Below are 17,128 nucleotides of genomic sequence, written 5' to 3'. Positions count from 1 at the left end.
CATGAATATAAAATCGATGCCACAGAAAGGGTTTGTATTTCTTTTTTTCATCTGCCTGATGATGGCAGCATGCCATTTATTTGCACAGGGCGAAATACCTGTGGGTTCTTGGCGCTTTCATTTCCCTTTTCGTGAAGGACAGGCAGTAGCAGCTGGCGGCAGGCAATTGTTGTATGCTGCGCGGGCAGGCATCTATTTTATTGATGCCGACGGCGAAGGCATGGTGCTTTCTACCTTAGATGGACTCTCGGGCAACCAAGCCGTAGCGGTAGCCTATGACAAGGCATCTGCTGGTTTTGCACTTGCCTATGCCAACGGGCGACTTGATAGGTTGTTTGTGAACAATGGGCGTGTTCGAGTGGAAAAAATAACACTGCCCCTTGCGCAACGGCTTTATTTTCAACGCTTGTATTTGAATGCAGAAAAGTTGTATGCCATGACAACGCAAGGGGTATGGGTCATAGACCTTGTTTCTGGCTTGTTCAATGAATCGTGGCAGAATTTGGGCAAATTGGGAAATCCGGTAGGCGTATATGACTTGCTCTTTACTTTGGACAGTGCTTGGATAGCCACGGACGAGGGCATAGCCCGTGCCCCTGCTTCGGCAAACCTGCAAGATTTTAATCAATGGACTTATTTTAGCACTGCCGAAGGACTGCCTGTCGCCAAAGCATTCCGTTTGCTTCCCTTTCAGGGAAAAATATACGCTTTGTTGGAAGGGCAGGGCATGTATGCCTACGAAGCCGGCGCATGGGTAAAGATAGCTACGGTACCTACCACGGCAATCGACCTTGCCTCCACCGCTTCAGCTTTGTGGGTGGCAACGCCCACGGCGCTTTATGCCTTAGATGCCAGCGGCAGCGTGCAACAGTCTGTTACCGAAGGGCTTTTTAAGCAGCTGGTGGCTTTGAGCGTAGACGAACAAGGGGCAATATATGTGGCAGATGCGCGCACCGGTTTGCTTTCCAATAGAGAGGGCACATGGAAAAGCTATGCCAACCAGGGACCTTTGCAACAAAACGCACAAGGAGCTTGCTTTGCGCAGAACAAATTGTGGATAACTGCCGGGGGCTACAACAACAACCGTCAACCTTTGCTTAATCCGGGGGCTTTCTATGAATTTTCTGCCGGCGAATGGAAAAACTATGCTGCCAATCATCCGCAGGCAGAAGCGCTGCCTTTTCTCTACGACCTCGTGGATGTGGTGTACAACCCTTTTACCCAAGAGTACTGGTTCGCCTCTTTTGGTAATGGCATTCTGATACGTGCTGCCGATGGCTCTTTTCGTGTAATCGATGAAATGACGCCTTCTACCCCCTTTTTTGGCGACCAAAGTTTGTTGATTAGCGACCTTTATGTGGATGCACAAGGCAATGTGTGGGTGGCGCAGTACAATCCGCCTTCAGGAGAACCTTCCCTGCATGTATGGGTGCGTGAAACAGGGCAGTGGCAATCTTATTCGTTCAATGCAGCCACACGCTTCCCTCTGGAGATAGTCGAAGATTTCAACGGCTACTTGTGGGTACGTTTAGACCCCAACCTTGCCGGTGGACTGTGGGTGCTGAATCCTGCTACCGGACAACAAAAGCACCTGACCGCTTCGAATGCCAAACTGACCAATGCGAGCATTTTGTCTTTGGCAGTCGATTACAAAGGCACTCTTTGGATAGGCTCTGCCGACGGTGTGATGACTGTTTTCAATCCTTCAGAAGTCTTTGAAGCCGGCTTTCAAGTGTCGTTTCCTATCTTCGAAAACTTTCAGCTGCTCAACGACCAACGCGTTTTGGACATCATGATAGACCCTGCCAACCGCAAATGGATGAGCACCGAGCAGGGCGTCTTTGTCTTCGATGCCAATGTTGAACGCTTGATTTACCGCTTTCGCAGCAGCAACTCGCCTTTGCTTGCCGATGAAGTGCATCAAATGGTTTTGTTTGAAAGTACGGGCGAAGTCTTTTTTCTTACAGCTGCCGGCATATGTTCTTTCCGAGAAGGCGTAACGGCAGCAAACAACCGCTTCGAAGAACTGCATGTATTTCCTAACCCGGTGCGCCCGGGCTTCAACGGACAGGTCGCCATACAGGGTTTAGCCCGTAATGCTTGGGTGAAGATAGCCAATGTGCGTGGCGAACTCATGTATGAAGGTAGGGCAAACGGTGGTACTTTCGTGTGGGATACTCGTAGCTTGAGTGGAGAGCTGGCGCCAACCGGCGTTTATCTGATATTTGCTTCCGACGATGCCGGCAACCTTCAAGCCATGGGGCGTTTGGCTATTGTGCGCTGAGTCATGCAGCCCTCGTTCTTCTTGTTATATTTGCAGCGATATGAGTCGGCACTTCTGACAATGAACACACTCTCGGATTTTTTATGTTGAACATCCAAGACCTTAGTTATTACATTGGCGACCGTGTGCTCTACGACAAGGTGTCGTTGCATGTGGGCGAGCGCGACCGCATCGGTTTGATTGGCGTGAATGGTGCAGGAAAATCCACCCTGCTGCGTTTGATAGCAGGCGAATACACCCCCGCAGCAGGCACTATCACCAAGCCCAGCGACTATACCATAGGCTTTCTCAACCAAGACATGCTTTCGCTCGAAAGTCATAAGCCCATAAGGGAAGTAGCTTTGGAGGCTTTCGCCGAAGTGTGGCAAATAGAAGCACGCATCAAACAACTTACTCAAGAGCTGGCAGAAGATTATACCGAAGACAAAGTGCAAGAGCTCACGCAGTTGCAAGCCCGCTTTGAAGCTATGGAGGGCTACCGTCTGCCAGCGCAGGCAGAAGCCATCTTGGAAGGCTTGGGTTTCAAGACCGAAGACTTGCAGCGCCCTCTGTCTATTTTTTCGGGGGGGTGGCGCATGCGTGTGATGCTTGCCAAGCTACTTTTGCAAAAACCCTCTCTTTTGATGCTCGATGAGCCCACCAACCACTTGGACTTGCCCTCTATTCAGTGGCTGGAGCAGTATTTGTTGCAGTATCCCGGTGCGATGATTGTTGTGTCGCACGACCGCTATTTTCTCAACCGTTTGGTGAACCGCATTGTAGAGGTGCGTCAAGGAAAGTTGGAAATATATGAGGGCAATTATGATTTTTATGAAAAAGAGAAAGCAACGCGGCGGGCATTGCAAATGGCTGCCTACGAAAATCAACAAGAAAAAATAAAACAGACAGAGCGTTTTATTGAACGTTTCCGGGCAAAAGCGACGAAGGCGCGGCAGGTGCAGTCAAAAATCAAAATGCTGGAGCGTATGGAGCGCATCGAGCTGCCTGAAAATGAGCAAGAAACCATACGTTTGAAATTCCCCATTGCGCGCACGCCCGGTAAAGAGCTCATTTGTTTGAAGCAAATAAGCAAGCGTTTTGGCGACCTGCGTTTGCTCGAAAACACCGATGCAACCGTATATCGTGGCGACCGCATTGCCCTGATTGGCGCCAACGGCAAGGGAAAATCCACCCTGCTGCGCATTTTGGCAGGCACAGAACCATGCGAAGGCATACGGGAAGTAGGACATCAAGTAGATATTGCTTACTATGCACAGCACCAAATAGAAGCCTTGAACCTCAACAATGACATTCTTAGCGAGATGGTGCGCAGTTGTCCCCAAAAAACCGAAAGTTATTTGCGTAGTCTGCTGGGCGGCTTTCTCTTCCATGGCGACGATGTGTTCAAGAAGATATCGGTGTTGTCGGGCGGAGAGCGTGCTCGTGTGGCATTAGCTAAGGTATTGTCGTCGGAAGCCAACCTGCTGTTGCTCGATGAACCCACCAACCATTTGGACATCCCCTCGGTCAATGTGTTGATAGACGCACTGCAAGAATACGAAGGCTCCTATGTGGCAGTGTCGCACGACCGCCATTTCTTGCAAGCCATTGCCAACAAAGTGTGGTATATAGACAACGGCAAAATCAAAGAGTTCTTGGGTACTTACCAAGAATTCGAAGAGTGGTACGCCGAAGAGTGGCTGCGTGCGTTGGCAACTGCACAGGCAAATGCTGTGGCTCAAACCCAAACACCCGCTGTTTCATCGAACCAAGAGCGGCGCCAACGGCTCAAAGAGCTGCAACGTGAGTGGCGGCGATGCCAAAAGACTATAGAACAGCTGGAGGCGCACCTCATGGCATTGGAAGAAGAGCAAAAGCAAATAGAAATGCAGATGGCACAGCCTGCTTTTTACAATGATGCCACGCAAGTAGTAGCTGTACAACAACACTACGAGCAACTGAAGAAAACAATAGATGACCTTATGGCGCAATGGGAAGCACAAATACAGGAGCTTGAAGCGCTCGAAAGCCAAATACAAAACCTCAAAGGAGATTAAGCAAGATGGAATGCATGAAAATCATGCAGATATCGTTTTGAATACAAAAAAATTTTTTTAAATTTGCCGTCCAATTCACACATCTCAAAAGATAAAAGACAATGGCTAAAAAGGCAAAAGGAAACCGCGTACAGGTGATATTAGAATGCACAGAGCACAAAGCATCGGGTATGCCCGGCATTTCCCGCTATATCACGACCAAAAACCGTCGTAATACTCCCAACCGTTTGGAGTTGCGCAAGTATAACCCGATTTTGAAGCGCTACACCCTGCACCGCGAAATCAAGTAGTGCTTCTTTCTGTTTACAAGAATCTAAAAACATAGACAACCATGGCAAAGAAGGTAGTTGCAACCCTGAGAAAAAAAGATGCTGAGGCAGGTTATGCCAAAGTGGTGAAGGCTGTGAAGTCGCCTAAAACCGGAGCCTACACCTTTAAAGAAGAAATGGTTCCTGTAGCAATGGTAAAGGAGGTTATTAACAAAAAATAACCTTCGCCTTTTACATAGACTGCACAAAGAAAGCCCTTCAAGCGGGCTTTTTTTGTTATATTAGAGCCAACTAAACACGAAAAGCCGTGAAAAAACTCTTCGGATTTTTCTCGAAAGAAAAAAAAGAAGCCCTCGACAAAGGCTTAGAAAAAACCAAACAGAATTTCTTTTCCCGACTGGGACGCGCCATCGTGGGCAAGTCGAAAGTGGATGACGAAGTGCTCGACGAGCTGGAGAACATCTTGATTGCTGCCGATGTGGGCGTAGATACGACGCTCAAAATCATTCGCCGTATTGAGGCGCGCGTCCAACGCGACAAATACGTAAACACAGCCGAGCTGAACCGTATCCTGCGAGAAGAAATAGCTGCCCTCTTAGCCGAAAACCAAACCGAAGAATTGAACGACTTTGAGCTGCCCCCGCGCGATACCCCTTACGTGATGCTGGTGGTAGGAGTGAACGGAGTAGGCAAAACCACCACTATTGGCAAACTGGCAGCACAGTTCAAGCAGAAAGGCAAAAAAGTAATGTTGGGGGCTGCCGACACCTTCCGGGCAGCGGCAGTTGACCAACTTAAAATGTGGGGCGAACGTGCTGGCGTGCCTGTAGTTGAGCTGGGTATGGGTAAAGACCCTGCCTCGGTAGCCTACGAAGCCACCAAACGGGCATTAGAAGAAAAAGCAGATTTGTTGATTATCGACACCGCCGGGCGTTTGCACAATAAAACCAACCTAATGAACGAGTTGGCTAAAATCAAACGCACCATTCAAAAACTTATCCCGGATGCTCCGCATGAGGTGCTGCTGGTGCTGGACGGAAGCACTGGGCAAAACGCCGTCATTCAGGCACGCGAATTCACAAAGGTAACCGACGTAAGCGCCATTGCCATCACTAAGCTTGACGGCACAGCCAAAGGGGGCGTAGTCATCGGTATTTCCGATGAATTTAAAATACCCATTAAGTATATTGGTGTAGGTGAAAAAATAGAAGACCTTCAAATATTTAACCGTTATGAATTTGTGGACTCTCTCTTTGAAGAAAATGCTTAAACTTCAGACATGGAGCCTAAGCCTACTGCTCAGCTTTTGGGCATGCCAAGCACAAAAAAGCAATACGAACCAAAGCCAAAACCAAAAAGCTGTGGATTGCACCTATAGCATCAAAGAAGGCATAGCAGGGCGTGTGCTTTGGCGCGAAGGCAACTGGATGCCCGCGCCCGATGCTCCAGAACGCAACGCCCCGGGAATTGCTCGCGACATCTATATCTATGAACTGACCACCGACGCACAAACCGAAAAAGAGGAAACGTTTTATACAGCCATTCACAGCCGCCTGATAGCCAAGACCCGAAGCGATGCCAATGGCTGTTTTGAAGTAGCATTGCCCCCCGGGCGCTACTCACTTTTTGTAAAAGAGGCAGATGGATGGTTTGCCAACCGCTTCGATGGAGAAGGACATATTCAGCCGGTAGAAGTCAAAGCCGGTGAGGTGAGCAAGTTAGAATTGGTGGTGGACTATAAGGCTGCTTATTGACAGAACAGAAGCGAAACGAAGCGAAGAATACAGATTTATGAAAACCAAAGGAAATCGTAAGTACAAAGTCAACATCATTACGCTGGGCTGTTCAAAAAACTGGGTGGATTCCGAAGACATTTACACGCAATTGAAAGCCAACCATTTCGATGTAAGCCACGAAGAAGAGCGTGAAGCCGAAGTGGTCATTATCAACACCTGTGGCTTTATCGACAACGCCAAGCAGGAATCCATCAATACCATTCTCTACTATGCCGATGCCAAAGCACAAGGGTTGGTAGAAAAAGTGTATGTTACGGGCTGCTTGTCGCAGCGCTACCGTGAAGACTTGGAAAAGGAAATCCCCGAAGTAGATGCTTTTTTTGGCACGAACGAGCTGCCCCGTTTATTGAAAACACTCAAAGCAGACTATAAGCACGAGCTGGTAGGGGAGCGTCTGGTGACGAACCCACTGCACTATGCCTACTTGAAAATAGCCGAAGGATGCGACCGTCCGTGCGCTTTCTGCGCCATTCCATTGATGCGTGGTAAGCACCAATCGCGCCCGATGGAGCTGCTGGTAGAACAGGCGCACAATTTCGCTAAAAAAGGAGTGAAAGAGCTTATCCTGATAGCCCAAGACCTGACTTACTACGGCATTGATATTTACGGCAAACGCAGCTTGGCAGAGTTGTTGCGCCGCCTGTCCGATGTGGAAGGCGTCGAGTGGATTCGCCTGCAGTATGCTTACCCAGCGGGCTTCCCCATGGATGTGCTCGAAGTGATGAACGAGCGAAGCAATATTTGCAAATACTTGGACATGCCCCTGCAGCATGCTTCTACGTCGGTGTTACAACGCATGCGCCGGGGCATCACCCGTGAGCGCACCGAGCGGCTCATTCACGAAATACGCGACAAGGTTCCGGGTATCGCTTTGCGCACCACCATGATTGTGGGCTATCCGAAAGAAACAGAAGAAGAGTTTGAGGAGCTCATGCGTTTTGTGGAAGATATGCGCTTTGAGCGCTTGGGCGTCTTTACCTATTCACATGAAGAAGACACGCACGCTTTTCGTACTTACGAGGACGACGTGCCCGACGAAGTAAAAAAAGAGCGGGCAGCCGACCTGATGGCGCTACAGCAGGATATTTCCTATGAATTGAATCAAGCCCGTGTCGGGCAGCAATACAAGGTGCTGATTGATCGCAAAGAAGGAGATTACTTTATTGGGCGCACAGAGTATGACTCGCCCGAGGTGGACAACGAAGTGCTCATTCCTGCTACGGGCATTTACCTGCGGCGCGGCGATTTCGTTCAAGTAGAGATTACAGATGCTGCTGAGTTTGATTTGTTTGCTCGTCCGTTGATTGAGCACAAACACTAAATTCAAACCAGTCGTAGGAGAACATTTGAGCGTGCCTAATGAATGCATTGGGCACGCCGTCTATTCTTATTTTTTGTAGTGCTTTGTTCTTGCTCATTTCCCGAGGCAACTGCCGTACTCCGGTATAAGAGAGGTCGAGGTATTGAAGTTGCTTGAGCTTAAGGATGGCAGGCGGCAACTGCTTTAAACTTGGATTGTGCCCTAAATGCAAGCGTTTGAGGCGGGGTAGAGGAGTCAACAACTCGAAAAGACATTCCCAATCGGTATTTTCGGGCAATTGCTCAAACCACAGCTCTTCTACGAAGCGCAAGCGGGCAAGACGCTGGGGAATCTTTTCCCATTGCACCGCATTCAGTGAAAGGCTTCGCAAGTGGGCAATATCATAGATGTCGAGCAGTAGCTTTTCCCAATCGGCACAAGTGCAAGCATCTAAAAAGAGTTGGTTTAGTTGTTTGCAATCCTTTAAATCGGCGAGTGTTTCCAGCTGGCACTCCCTCAACGAGAGCGAGTTCAATGCGGGGAGTGCTTTGAGTTGTTGCAAACCACCCTGAGTCAGCCATGTTTGGTTTCCATCCATAGAAAGCTGTTGCAACTGTGGGCAGTGGGGGACTGTTTGCAAAGGCGTGTGAGCGGCATGCAACTCGCGAAGAAAGGGAAAATGCTCGGGTTGTATTTGCTCTACATGCGTGTGGCTGCAGTTGAAAGATAAAAGTGCCGCTAAGTCTGCATCTATTCCGCTGAGAGCGTTTTGTGCTACTGACAAATATTGTAAGCGTTGCAGCAAGGGAGAGGGCAGCAGTGTCAATGAAGGCAGTGAGCAACCGTCCAGAGACAAACTCTGCAACCGGGCAAAACCCTCTTCATGGGCAGCAGCAAATGTTTCTTTTATAGGCAGTTGCGGATTTTGGCTCAGGTCAATCGTTGTCAGGTGCTTTAGGGCGTGCAGGTTATGCAAAGGTGCGGACAAGTGATTTTTGCACAGCTTGATTTCTTTTAACCGCGGGCAATTTTTTAAGTATTCAAAGGATTGAAAAAAATTCAAGTTGGGGTTTTGACTCAGGTCAAGGTATTCCAACTGCTCCATCCATTGTATGGTATAGCTCAATACCCGCATTTTATTGTTTTTCAAACACAATTTTCGTAACTGATGCAGCTCGCCTATTTCGGGCGGAAGCACGTGCAAGTGGTTATGAGCCAAATGGAGGCTATGGAGTCGTTTCATGTATTTGATGCTGTCGGGCAGGGTCTGTAGTTCATTTTCCGAAGCATCAATTACCTGCAATTGCAATAGCAGTCCCAAGCTTTGCGGTAGTTGTTTAATCTTATTTTTCCGTATCAGCAGGCAACGCAAAGACGACAAGTTGCCCAGCTCGTCAGGAAGGCTCTCTATGGGGGTATTGTAAAGATAAAATGTACTGTCCAAGCAGTATTCTTGCAATACCTCTTCAGCTTGCAGCATGCGTGTGCGGATATAAAAGTTGAAATCACCCCCCCAAAGGTGTAGTGCCGCTTTGCCCAAGGTGTGCTTGTCTATCATAGGGTGGGCGGTCAGGTGGCGCAAATAGCGTTCGCGCATTTCGGTGTTGGTCATGAATGCTTCACGCCAAGGCACGGAGCGTAAAAAATCTTGCAATTCAAGCGGGGCTATTTTTTTGAAAAGAGCAGCCGCTTTTTCCCGCACCTCTCTGTATTGCTCGCCGGGGTAGAAGGTCTGAAGCACAATCAGGTGGGTAAGGAAAGCAGAGGGGTAGTCGGCTTGTTCAATGATTAAAAGCGCCTCCAATAAATGTTCGGGCGTGTGGCTTTGCAACAGCTCCCGCAGTAGGGCTTGTTCTGGTTTAGACATGCTTCATAAAAATTATGCGTTAATAAGCCAATGCAAAAAAGCTGAATCAATTTAAAATAATTTTTATTTTTTTCTCAAAAACAGGAGGATGATTTTGGAAAATCAACATCAAGAAAAAGCATTTTTCTGTGCTGCCGTGGAGAAGGTTACAGCCAAGCGTATGCAGCTTGTAAGTGTGGAGCGCCTGCATGGCGGATGTATCAATGAGGCAGCACTGATTCGTTGCAAAGAGAAAACTTTTTTTATCAAATGGAATGGGCGTTTCCCTGCTCATTTTTTTGAGATAGAAGCGCGTAATTTGGCTTTGCTTCAAGGCAAAGTTAGGACACCGCATGTGTATGGCTGGGGAGAGCACGAAGGGGTAGCTTTTCTGTTGTTGGACGCCATAGAGCAGGGAAGCAAACAGGCGCGTGTTTTTTCGGAAGACTTAGCGGCACAGCTGGTAGCATTGCATCGCAACCGGGGACCTTACTTTGGGCTGCATTACAACAATTACATAGGCGAGCTGCAACAAGACAATACCCCATGTCAAGAGCTCGCCATTTTCTTTTTTGAGCGGCGCTTGCTGCCGCTTATAGAAAAAGCGAGGGCAATGGGGCGCCTGCAACGCAAGCACGAGCAGGCAGCCGCACAGTTGGCAAAACGATTGCCTGCCTTGTTGCCCGATGAGCCGCCTGTTTTGCTACATGGCGACTTATGGAGCGGCAATGTGATGGCTGACCATCAAAATCGGGCGGTATTGATTGACCCCGCCGTTTATTATGGCTGCCGCGAGATTGACTTGGCTATGATGCAGCTTTTCGGAGGCTTCGATGCCACCTTTTGGGCAGCGTATCGCCATGCCTACCCATGGCAGGCTGGTTTTGAAGAACGGGTGCCCATCTGGAATCTGTATCCTCTGTTAGTACACCTCATTTTGTTTGGCGAGGCGTATCTGCCGGCTATTTCGCGCATATTAGAACCCTTTGGCATGTAATATGGCTTTCACTGCTCGCACTTCAACCTTAGCCTCTTGCGGAAGTTCTCTACTGATGAGCTGCTCGGCTTTGCCACCGGGTGGGAGTTCTTCAAATACAACTTTTACTGCATCGATGACTTCGCCCGTGTTGTCGAGGTAACGTACTTCTACTTCTATATCGCTAAGTGCCTGCAGGGTGTTGAGGTTGACTGCCTTTATTTTGTGTTCCACCAAGCCCCCCTGCCTGCTAATGACAAGGTTATCTACCAATAAATGAGCTTGTAATTGCGTTGCATTGAGCAACGTGGTGTTGCTTTCTTTGCCAAACTCCTCTTCTATTTTATCAGTCAACTGCAATTCCTCTTCTTTGGCAGCTGTTATGGGCTTTTCTGTTTGGTCGCCGATTTCTTTTGTGTCGGCATTGCCTTCGTCAACTGCTTTTACTTCATTTCTTTCCTGCAGGGTAGCTTCTTCTAAGGGGCGGCTTATCTCGCCGAAAAACAGTTCTTGTACAATGACCCAAGCCGAAGCGGCGACAGCCAAGGCTACCAGTGTCCAAAAACCTATCAGTAGGCTTTTGCTGTGGCTTTCTTCGTCGTTACTTTCGGCACGTAACCACAGATTCCATTCCTTTATCAGCTCGTCTTCCAGCTCTTCAACGCCCGAGTAGCGCAGTGCTGGGTTTTCTGCCATGCATTTTTGCACAATGGCATCGAAAAAGCCGGGCACGCGTGCCGATACGCTCGAAGGTGGCGGAAGCGTTTGTCGCAATTTCAAAATATCGAGGCGCTCTTCATCTACTGGTGCTTTGCTTGTAAGCAGGTGGTAGAGGATTGCACCTAAGGAATAGATGTCGCTGCGTTTGTCTGCTACGTTGTGCTGCACAAGCTCTGGCGCCACGTAGGCATAAATTTCAGGGTGTCGGGCTTCGCCAGCTTGAAGCAACCGGGCTATATAGCCAAAATGCAGTATTTTGATGTTGCCCCAGCGGTCCAGTAAAATGTACTCTGGCGAAAGGGCACCATGCACTAAGCCCAGTTGATGAGCGTGGGAGAGGGCATGCAGCAATTGCAGCACTATGGTTTGCACCTCCTGCAGACTGAATACTTTGCTTTTGAGTAGAGAAGCCAAAGGTTGTCCCTCTACGTCTTGGTAAATGAAATAGAGAATATTGCCTATCTCCACAAAATCTAAAAGGGTGGCAATATAGGGGTGTTGTAGTTTAAACAAGCGGGCAGCAACTTCTTTTAAACGATTGCTTACCTCCTTGTTCGGCGACTGTACTACCACCACTTGCACTTTACGGTTGAGATAGCGATGATGGGCACGGTAGATACTCCATGTGCGCTCCTCTTCCAGCACCTCTGTGACTGTATAGTTCAAGAATTGTGTTTGCGTGTCCATAGGCAATTATTGACTGATGGGGATAATAAGTTCCCTACCGGGGTAAAATTCTTTCTCCAACACTTTTTTGTTGCTCGTATCTATATCAGATAGCCCGTTGGCTTTGAGCAGTTCTTCAAGGCTGATACCATATTTTTGGGCAATAGAATGGGGGCTTTCGTTGACGTTGATTTTATGGATGGCACGTACCTTCACCTTTAAGCCTACGCCGGCTTGTATGTTATCTGCCGATGCCAGGTTGTTGATGCGCAGCAGGTGTTCAGGTGTCATATTGTAACGCTCGGCTATCTCGGTAAGCGTTTCGCCGGGGCTCACTTTGTGCAGGTAATCACGTGCTATCTGCTCTTCTTCTTCCTGGGTCGACAGGAACAAGCTTTCGGCACTCTCTTTTTCGGCTTTAACAAAAGCTTTTCGTTTTTCGAACTCCTGCCAAGCCGAGATATCGTGAGGGTAATAGGCTACCCTTGTAGCGCTCAAGATATCGCGCCGGCTGCCCCGCCACAAAATAAAAGCCGTGAGTATGGTCATAAACACAAGCAACACAAGCGGTGCATTCAGCTCCACGAAACTGTACTGCTCGGGAGTAAGTGTTTGAATACGGGCAGCTAAGATGGCTTTTTGCAGTTCCTGCAGGTTGGGGTAGCGTTTGGCAGGGTTGGGGTGGATAGCTTTGGCTAAGCAGTGCTCTACATGCTCAAATACACCGGGGTAGAAATTGGCTGCAGGGGGCAATGTACCCTTGAGTATATGCTCTTCGCCCAAGCTGCGCGGGTGTTTGCCAGTGATGAGATGGTACCATACCAAGCCTACTGCCTGCACGTAGTCTTGCGGAGCATGTAGCTGCTCTCTGCTGGGATGGTAGCAAAGCCCTTTGGGTGTGGATTCGTCGATGATACCCCGCAGTTTGATTCGTTCATCGGAGGTAATCCATATCATTTCGGTATCTAAGCGTGGGGGTGCCTCTCCTTTTTGTATCAGAAATTCCAGCACACTGATGAGCGAAAGTACCAGCCGCTGGGCTTTGCGCTCCGACAACGCCTTGCTTTGTTGTTGCATGTATTGGTCTATATTCGTGCCATCGAGGTGTTCCCAAATCAAGAAGGCGTTGTTATCTGTAATCAAGAAGTCGTAGAGAAGCGGCAACATGGGGTGTTGAAGTTCATTGACAGTGCCGGCATACTGCTTGATGCGCTCTATTACGGAACTTTTGCCCTGATAGTCAGGGGCTATGCTTTGAATGACGGCTAAGCGCCCGCTGCTATGCCGCGCCAAATGATACACAAAATAGGCGTCTTCTTTAAGAAAGCTTTCTATTCTGTATTGTGGAAAAAATTGCTCCATTAGCTGTATCATAGCATCAAAAGGTTAAATAAGCACACCATCGCGAATAATTGCTACAGGAAGGCTTGTTTGTGAAGACACCTGCAATAGGTCGTAGGTGTTTTGTTTAATCACGTTCGACAGATGACGCAAAGGCAGGTCGTTGGCATCAGTACCAAAAGGCTGTTCTATTTCTTCTGATATGACTTCTACGCCTGCCAGAGCATAGCTGATAAGAAATACGGCGGGTACTGTGTACCAGCCAAATTTATCGACCAAGCCTATGGGTAGAAAGAATGCATAGAAGATAATAAATGTTTTGATAAAAGAAGTATGTGAAAAGGGAATGGGTGTGTTTTTTATACGTTCACAAGCGCCCAAGACGTCTATCATTGCTTGAATCTGCTGTTTTATGTTGATTTTGTCTGCTTCGCACAAGAGTCCCGAACGAAACAACTCTTCTGTCTTTTTGAAAAGATAGCTGGCTACTTGATACGGCGGGTGTCCGGCTTGTTGCATGTCTTTTTTTTCCTTCTCATTTGGATAGTCGAAGATTTCCCAGTTTATTTTTGCACGCAGATGACCTTTCAAGGCATAAGCAAAATTGGCAATATGAGCAGCCACATAGTGCCGATTGGTCTGGTAGCGTTCGGGCAATACGGCATGGAAGTAGGCTGCCAGCGTGCGGCTGTGATTGACCAGCGCGCCCCATTGTTTGCGTCCTTCCCACCAGCGCTCATAAGAAGAATTGACACGAAACACCAGCGAAAGACCTAAAATAACCCCTACCAATGATAGGAAGGTGGGGTCTAATTGAATACTGAGCCGTTCTGGTGGATAGTGATAGTGCCTAAGATAGACGACAAGCAGACAGTAGGCTAAAATGAATGCCTGAATCTGAAATAATTCTTTCGCATTGTAAGCACTGCCAAAACCAAAAGCACTCAAAAATATCTTTCGCCAGTCTTTGGTGTTGTAGATAATCATTGCCAAGCAGTTTTAAACAAAGATAAAAAACTGTTTAGGGAGGACTGTTCAGGCAGCAAGATTTTTTTTTATTTTAGACCTTCGCCAAAATGAACAATCCCTATGCATCGACTCATGGGCTTTTTGTTTGTGTTTTATCTGCTTTGCGGTACTGTAAAAAGTTTTGCCCAGTACAAAGACCCGACTGAACAACCTTCCGAGACGCCACGAGAAAGCTTACAAAAGCCAGTACAGGAACAAGCGCAGCCGCCAAAAAAAGACAACAAGGCAAAGCAAAAAGTAGAGGGCAGACGTTTGCTTTTTGGCGGAAGTCTCGGCATGACTTTCGGTACAATTACCAACATAGACGTAGCGCCCAGTGTTATGTATCGTGCAACCGAACGTTTGATGCCCGGCATCGGAGTGCAGTATTCTTACTTCAGCCGAAAATACAGCAACGGCACTTTTAGCACCAGCATCTACGGAGGGCGTTCCTTCTTGCAGTACCTCCTGCATCCCAACGTATTTGCATGGGGGGAAGTAGAAGCCCTCAATGCCGAATTGTATGACGTGGCTACAGGCGAAACTGCCCGCGATTGGTTGGTGAGCCCTCTCATAGGCGGTGGGTACCGTCAAGCGATGGGAGAAGTAGGCAGTTTCAACTTGATGTTGCTTTACAATGTAAACTACGACAGCAATCGTACGATTTACGCCAGCCCTTTGGTCATCCGTTTTGGGGTGTGGTTTTGAGCTCTTGTGGCATAGGACGGCGGTAGCTTTTAAATAAACTTTCGACTTTGAGCTTGATAACACCCCAAAAGGCTTCTTTAAATATGCGAAAGCTCATTTTGGACTGCCCATGTGTGCGTTCGGTAAATACAATGGGCACCTCTTTCAGTTTAAAGCCATATTTCCATGCTTGGAATTTGATGGCTATCTGAAAGGCATAACCTACAAAAGCGATGCTGTCCAAATCGATGGTTTCCAGTACCTCGCGACGATAGCATTTAAAGCCTGCCGTGGCATCTTTTACGGGCATGCCGGTGATGAAGCGCACGTATTGACTGGCAAAATAAGAAAGCAAAACACGTTTCATGGGCCAATTCACTACATTAACACCCGTAATGTAGCGCGAGCCAATGGCTACATCGTAGCCTTCTTGGGCACAGGCTGCATATAAACGTAGCAGGTCCTGAGGGTTGTGCGAAAAGTCGGCATCCATTTCGAAAATATACTTATAGTGGCGTGCCAAGGCATAGCGGAAGCCGGTAATATAGGCAGTCCCCAAGCCCATTTTTCCGGGGCGCTCGATGAGATGAAGCCGCCCAGGGAATTCCTCTTGCAGGGCACGCACACGTGCGGCAGTGCCATCGGGCGAGTGGTCATCGACAATGAGTAAGTCGAGGGGCACCGCCAAGCCCATGACGCTGCGAATGAGTGGCTCTATGTTTTCTATTTCGTTGTATGTGGGCACAACTACGATACCTTCAGCAGCAGATGTATCGTTCATGATGTTTTATTTTACAATAACCGAATAATAAGCATTTTGGTGTGATTTTGTGCTTTTTCGTCATTAAGACACTTTGATTTTTTGTGCCAGCGCTTCGGCAAGACGCTTCCCTTTCTTGATACAGTCAGGCATGGATACTCCGCCTATCCAGTTTGCATGTACGTGGATGCCTTCGGCTTGGAGCTGTTTTGCGTGAGCCTCTACGGCGTCCATATAATCGTGATATTGCGGAATGGCTTTTTCCCAGCGACTGATGCGTTGCAGCACTGGAACGCCCTGTATGTGCAGCAGCTGCTTGAGTTCCAGGTTTATTTCGTGCATGATGCGCCGGTCGTCATACTGTACTTTATTGGCTTGAAGGGCTCCGCCCACAAAAGTGGTGATAAGTACCTCGTTGTCTTTGCAGCGTTCAGGAAAAATGCTACTACTCCATATGCTTCCCAAGCTGAAGCTGTTTTCTACTGCCGGGTGCAATGCCCCGAATCCCTCGGGCTTTTGTTTGAATTGAGGTTTGTAATACACACTGTGCACCACAGCCAAAGGGGGATAATAGACCTGTTGCCATGCCTCTTTTGCCGCTTCGTATTGCGCAGGCAGCAATTGGGCGGCTTCATGAGCCCCTACCGACAGCACTATTTGCGAGGCGCGTATGGGTTCGCCTTGGTCGAGATACACGACCCATGCCCCCTCTTGTTTTTCTATGCGCTTTACGCTCACCCCCAATAGCAAATCTTCCTTTATGACTTGTGTCAGGCGTTCCGGCAGGGTTTGCATGCCATTGCGAAACGATAAGCTCCGCCGTCGGGCACCTCCTTTGTTTTTTATGAACCCCTTGAGTACCGAGCCATAGTTTTGCTCATACTCTACCATCTGAGGAAATACTTTATCGATACGCAAACGGTAAGGGTCACCGGCATAAATGCCCGAAACAAAGGGCGTAACGGCATAATCTACGACTTCTTTCCCAAAACGGCGCTCAAAGAAAGCAGCGACACTTTCGCCGGTTTGGGGAGCTGCCGGACGCGACAGCTCACGAAAAATATCGAGTTTGGCTTTCCATGAAAAAAAGCCGTTGGCAAGCAGCGATAGGGGAGAGGCAGGTAAGGCTCTATACTCCCCTTGGCGCAAAATGTATCTTTTTTTACTCACAGCATGGGCTTCTACTATCTCGCTGCTTAGTTGAAGCTCATCAAGCAAGCTTTGCACCTCTGCATCTACCAGTAGGGAGTTGGGTCCCTCCTCAAACAAGTACTCTTTTTGGCGAATGGAGCGTATGTAGCCGCCAGTCTGTTTACTTTTTTCTATCAACTTGAAGGGTACACCTTGTTTACGCAGATAGTAGGCAAGACTTAGACCACTAATACCACCTCCAATAATTACTACCATAGATGTCTTTTGGTTTATGAGCGTGCAAATTT

At 48.2% G+C, this 17,128-nt stretch carries 15 protein-coding genes; 9 read left to right on the top strand and 6 right to left on the bottom strand.

Annotated elements, in window-relative coordinates; genetic code table 11:
* Window position 1 precedes the first annotated feature (1 nt).
* The 7 genes from porZ (at window position 2) to rimO (ending at window position 7,706) form a co-directional block, all read left to right on the top strand.
* Window positions 2–2,284, top strand: a complete 2,283-nt coding sequence (gene porZ / locus FHS56_RS08620) for a type IX secretion system anionic LPS delivery protein PorZ (RefSeq protein ID WP_166919747.1) — start codon at window positions 2–4, stop codon at window positions 2,282–2,284.
* Window positions 2,285–2,367: 83 nt separating this feature from the next.
* The gene (abc-f, locus tag FHS56_RS08615; RefSeq protein WP_166919745.1) at window positions 2,368–4,320 is read left to right on the top strand and encodes a ribosomal protection-like ABC-F family protein; all 1,953 of its coding nucleotides are present in this window, start codon (window positions 2,368–2,370) and stop codon (window positions 4,318–4,320) included.
* A 101-nt stretch (window positions 4,321–4,421) separates the two neighbouring features.
* On the top strand, window positions 4,422–4,610 hold the full coding sequence (gene rpmG / locus FHS56_RS08610) for a 50S ribosomal protein L33 (protein WP_166919743.1): 189 nt from the start codon (window positions 4,422–4,424) through the stop codon (window positions 4,608–4,610).
* 41 nt (window positions 4,611–4,651) lie between these two features.
* Complete coding sequence (locus FHS56_RS08605; protein ID WP_166919741.1) at window positions 4,652–4,810, top strand: DUF4295 domain-containing protein; 159 nt, start codon at window positions 4,652–4,654, stop codon at window positions 4,808–4,810.
* Window positions 4,811–4,896: 86 nt separating this feature from the next.
* Window positions 4,897–5,859 carry a signal recognition particle-docking protein FtsY gene (gene ftsY / locus FHS56_RS08600; RefSeq protein ID WP_166919739.1) on the top strand — a complete coding sequence of 321 codons (963 nt, stop codon included), beginning with the start codon at window positions 4,897–4,899 and terminating at the stop codon, window positions 5,857–5,859.
* Entirely contained in the window at window positions 5,822–6,343 is a 522-nt protein-coding gene (locus FHS56_RS08595) for a peptidase associated/transthyretin-like domain-containing protein (RefSeq protein WP_166919737.1), read from the top strand. Before ftsY ends, FHS56_RS08595 begins: the two co-directional genes overlap by 38 nt.
* Window positions 6,344–6,380: 37 nt before the next feature.
* Window positions 6,381–7,706 (top strand): 30S ribosomal protein S12 methylthiotransferase RimO, encoded by a 1,326-nt coding sequence (gene rimO / locus FHS56_RS08590; protein WP_166919735.1) that lies wholly within the window; start codon window positions 6,381–6,383, stop codon window positions 7,704–7,706.
* Here rimO and FHS56_RS08585 read toward each other — a convergent pair.
* Complete coding sequence (locus FHS56_RS08585) at window positions 7,648–9,552, bottom strand: leucine-rich repeat domain-containing protein (RefSeq protein WP_166919733.1); 1,905 nt, start codon at window positions 9,550–9,552, stop codon at window positions 7,648–7,650. The two genes, rimO and FHS56_RS08585, sit on opposite strands and share 59 nt — an antisense overlap.
* 94 nt (window positions 9,553–9,646) lie before the next feature.
* Here FHS56_RS08585 and FHS56_RS08580 point away from each other — a divergent pair, with 94 nt between their 5' ends.
* On the top strand, window positions 9,647–10,528 hold the full coding sequence (locus FHS56_RS08580; RefSeq protein ID WP_166919731.1) for a fructosamine kinase family protein: 882 nt from the start codon (window positions 9,647–9,649) through the stop codon (window positions 10,526–10,528).
* Here the strand turns inward: FHS56_RS08580 and FHS56_RS08575 are convergent.
* The 3 genes from FHS56_RS08575 to FHS56_RS08565 are packed head-to-tail and all read right to left on the bottom strand — an operon-like array spanning window position 10,508 to window position 14,221.
* Complete coding sequence (locus FHS56_RS08575) at window positions 10,508–11,893, bottom strand: serine/threonine protein kinase (protein WP_166919729.1); 1,386 nt, start codon at window positions 11,891–11,893, stop codon at window positions 10,508–10,510. The two genes, FHS56_RS08580 and FHS56_RS08575, sit on opposite strands and share 21 nt — an antisense overlap.
* A 27-nt stretch (window positions 11,894–11,920) precedes the next feature.
* Window positions 11,921–13,267 carry a LysM peptidoglycan-binding domain-containing protein gene (locus FHS56_RS08570; protein ID WP_166919727.1) on the bottom strand — a complete coding sequence of 449 codons (1,347 nt, stop codon included), beginning with the start codon at window positions 13,265–13,267 and terminating at the stop codon, window positions 11,921–11,923.
* A gap of 12 nt (window positions 13,268–13,279) precedes the next feature.
* Window positions 13,280–14,221 carry a bestrophin family protein gene (locus tag FHS56_RS08565; protein WP_166919725.1) on the bottom strand — a complete coding sequence of 314 codons (942 nt, stop codon included), beginning with the start codon at window positions 14,219–14,221 and terminating at the stop codon, window positions 13,280–13,282.
* A 102-nt stretch (window positions 14,222–14,323) separates the two neighbouring features.
* Between FHS56_RS08565 and FHS56_RS08560 the strand changes: the two genes are divergently transcribed.
* Window positions 14,324–14,950 (top strand): hypothetical protein, encoded by a 627-nt coding sequence (locus FHS56_RS08560; RefSeq protein ID WP_166919723.1) that lies wholly within the window; start codon window positions 14,324–14,326, stop codon window positions 14,948–14,950.
* Here FHS56_RS08560 and FHS56_RS08555 read toward each other — a convergent pair.
* Both FHS56_RS08555 and hemG read right to left on the bottom strand, forming a co-directional pair.
* Window positions 14,925–15,710 carry a polyprenol monophosphomannose synthase gene (locus FHS56_RS08555; protein ID WP_166919721.1) on the bottom strand — a complete coding sequence of 262 codons (786 nt, stop codon included), beginning with the start codon at window positions 15,708–15,710 and terminating at the stop codon, window positions 14,925–14,927. The genes FHS56_RS08560 and FHS56_RS08555 overlap by 26 nt on opposite strands.
* Window positions 15,711–15,773: 63 nt before the next feature.
* Window positions 15,774–17,096 (bottom strand): protoporphyrinogen oxidase, encoded by a 1,323-nt coding sequence (gene hemG / locus FHS56_RS08550; protein WP_166919719.1) that lies wholly within the window; start codon window positions 17,094–17,096, stop codon window positions 15,774–15,776.
* Window positions 17,097–17,128: the final 32 nt, after the last annotated feature.

The sequence above is a fragment of the Thermonema lapsum genome, from assembly GCF_011761635.1.
Lineage (GTDB): Bacteria > Bacteroidota > Bacteroidia > Cytophagales > Thermonemataceae > Thermonema > Thermonema lapsum.
This window is presented reverse-complemented; position numbering and strand designations above follow the sequence as displayed.

Excerpts from the sequence above, each read along its gene's own strand:
- porZ (WP_166919747.1), top strand. The coding sequence starts at position 2 with ATGAATATAAAATCGATGCCACAGAAAGGGTTTGTATTTCTTTTTTTC.
- abc-f (WP_166919745.1), top strand. The coding sequence starts at position 2,368 with ATGTTGAACATCCAAGACCTTAGTTATTACATTGGCGACCGTGTGCTC.
- rpmG (WP_166919743.1), top strand. The coding sequence starts at position 4,422 with ATGGCTAAAAAGGCAAAAGGAAACCGCGTACAGGTGATATTAGAATGC.
- FHS56_RS08605 (WP_166919741.1), top strand. The coding sequence starts at position 4,652 with ATGGCAAAGAAGGTAGTTGCAACCCTGAGAAAAAAAGATGCTGAGGCA.
- FHS56_RS08595 (WP_166919737.1), top strand. The coding sequence starts at position 5,822 with ATGAATTTGTGGACTCTCTCTTTGAAGAAAATGCTTAAACTTCAGACA.
- rimO (WP_166919735.1), top strand. The coding sequence starts at position 6,381 with ATGAAAACCAAAGGAAATCGTAAGTACAAAGTCAACATCATTACGCTG.
- FHS56_RS08585 (WP_166919733.1), bottom strand. The coding sequence starts at position 9,552 with ATGTCTAAACCAGAACAAGCCCTACTGCGGGAGCTGTTGCAAAGCCAC.
- FHS56_RS08570 (WP_166919727.1), bottom strand. The coding sequence starts at position 13,267 with ATGATACAGCTAATGGAGCAATTTTTTCCACAATACAGAATAGAAAGC.
- FHS56_RS08565 (WP_166919725.1), bottom strand. The coding sequence starts at position 14,221 with ATGATTATCTACAACACCAAAGACTGGCGAAAGATATTTTTGAGTGCT.
- FHS56_RS08560 (WP_166919723.1), top strand. The coding sequence starts at position 14,324 with ATGCATCGACTCATGGGCTTTTTGTTTGTGTTTTATCTGCTTTGCGGT.
- FHS56_RS08555 (WP_166919721.1), bottom strand. The coding sequence starts at position 15,710 with ATGAACGATACATCTGCTGCTGAAGGTATCGTAGTTGTGCCCACATAC.
- hemG (WP_166919719.1), bottom strand. The coding sequence starts at position 17,096 with ATGGTAGTAATTATTGGAGGTGGTATTAGTGGTCTAAGTCTTGCCTAC.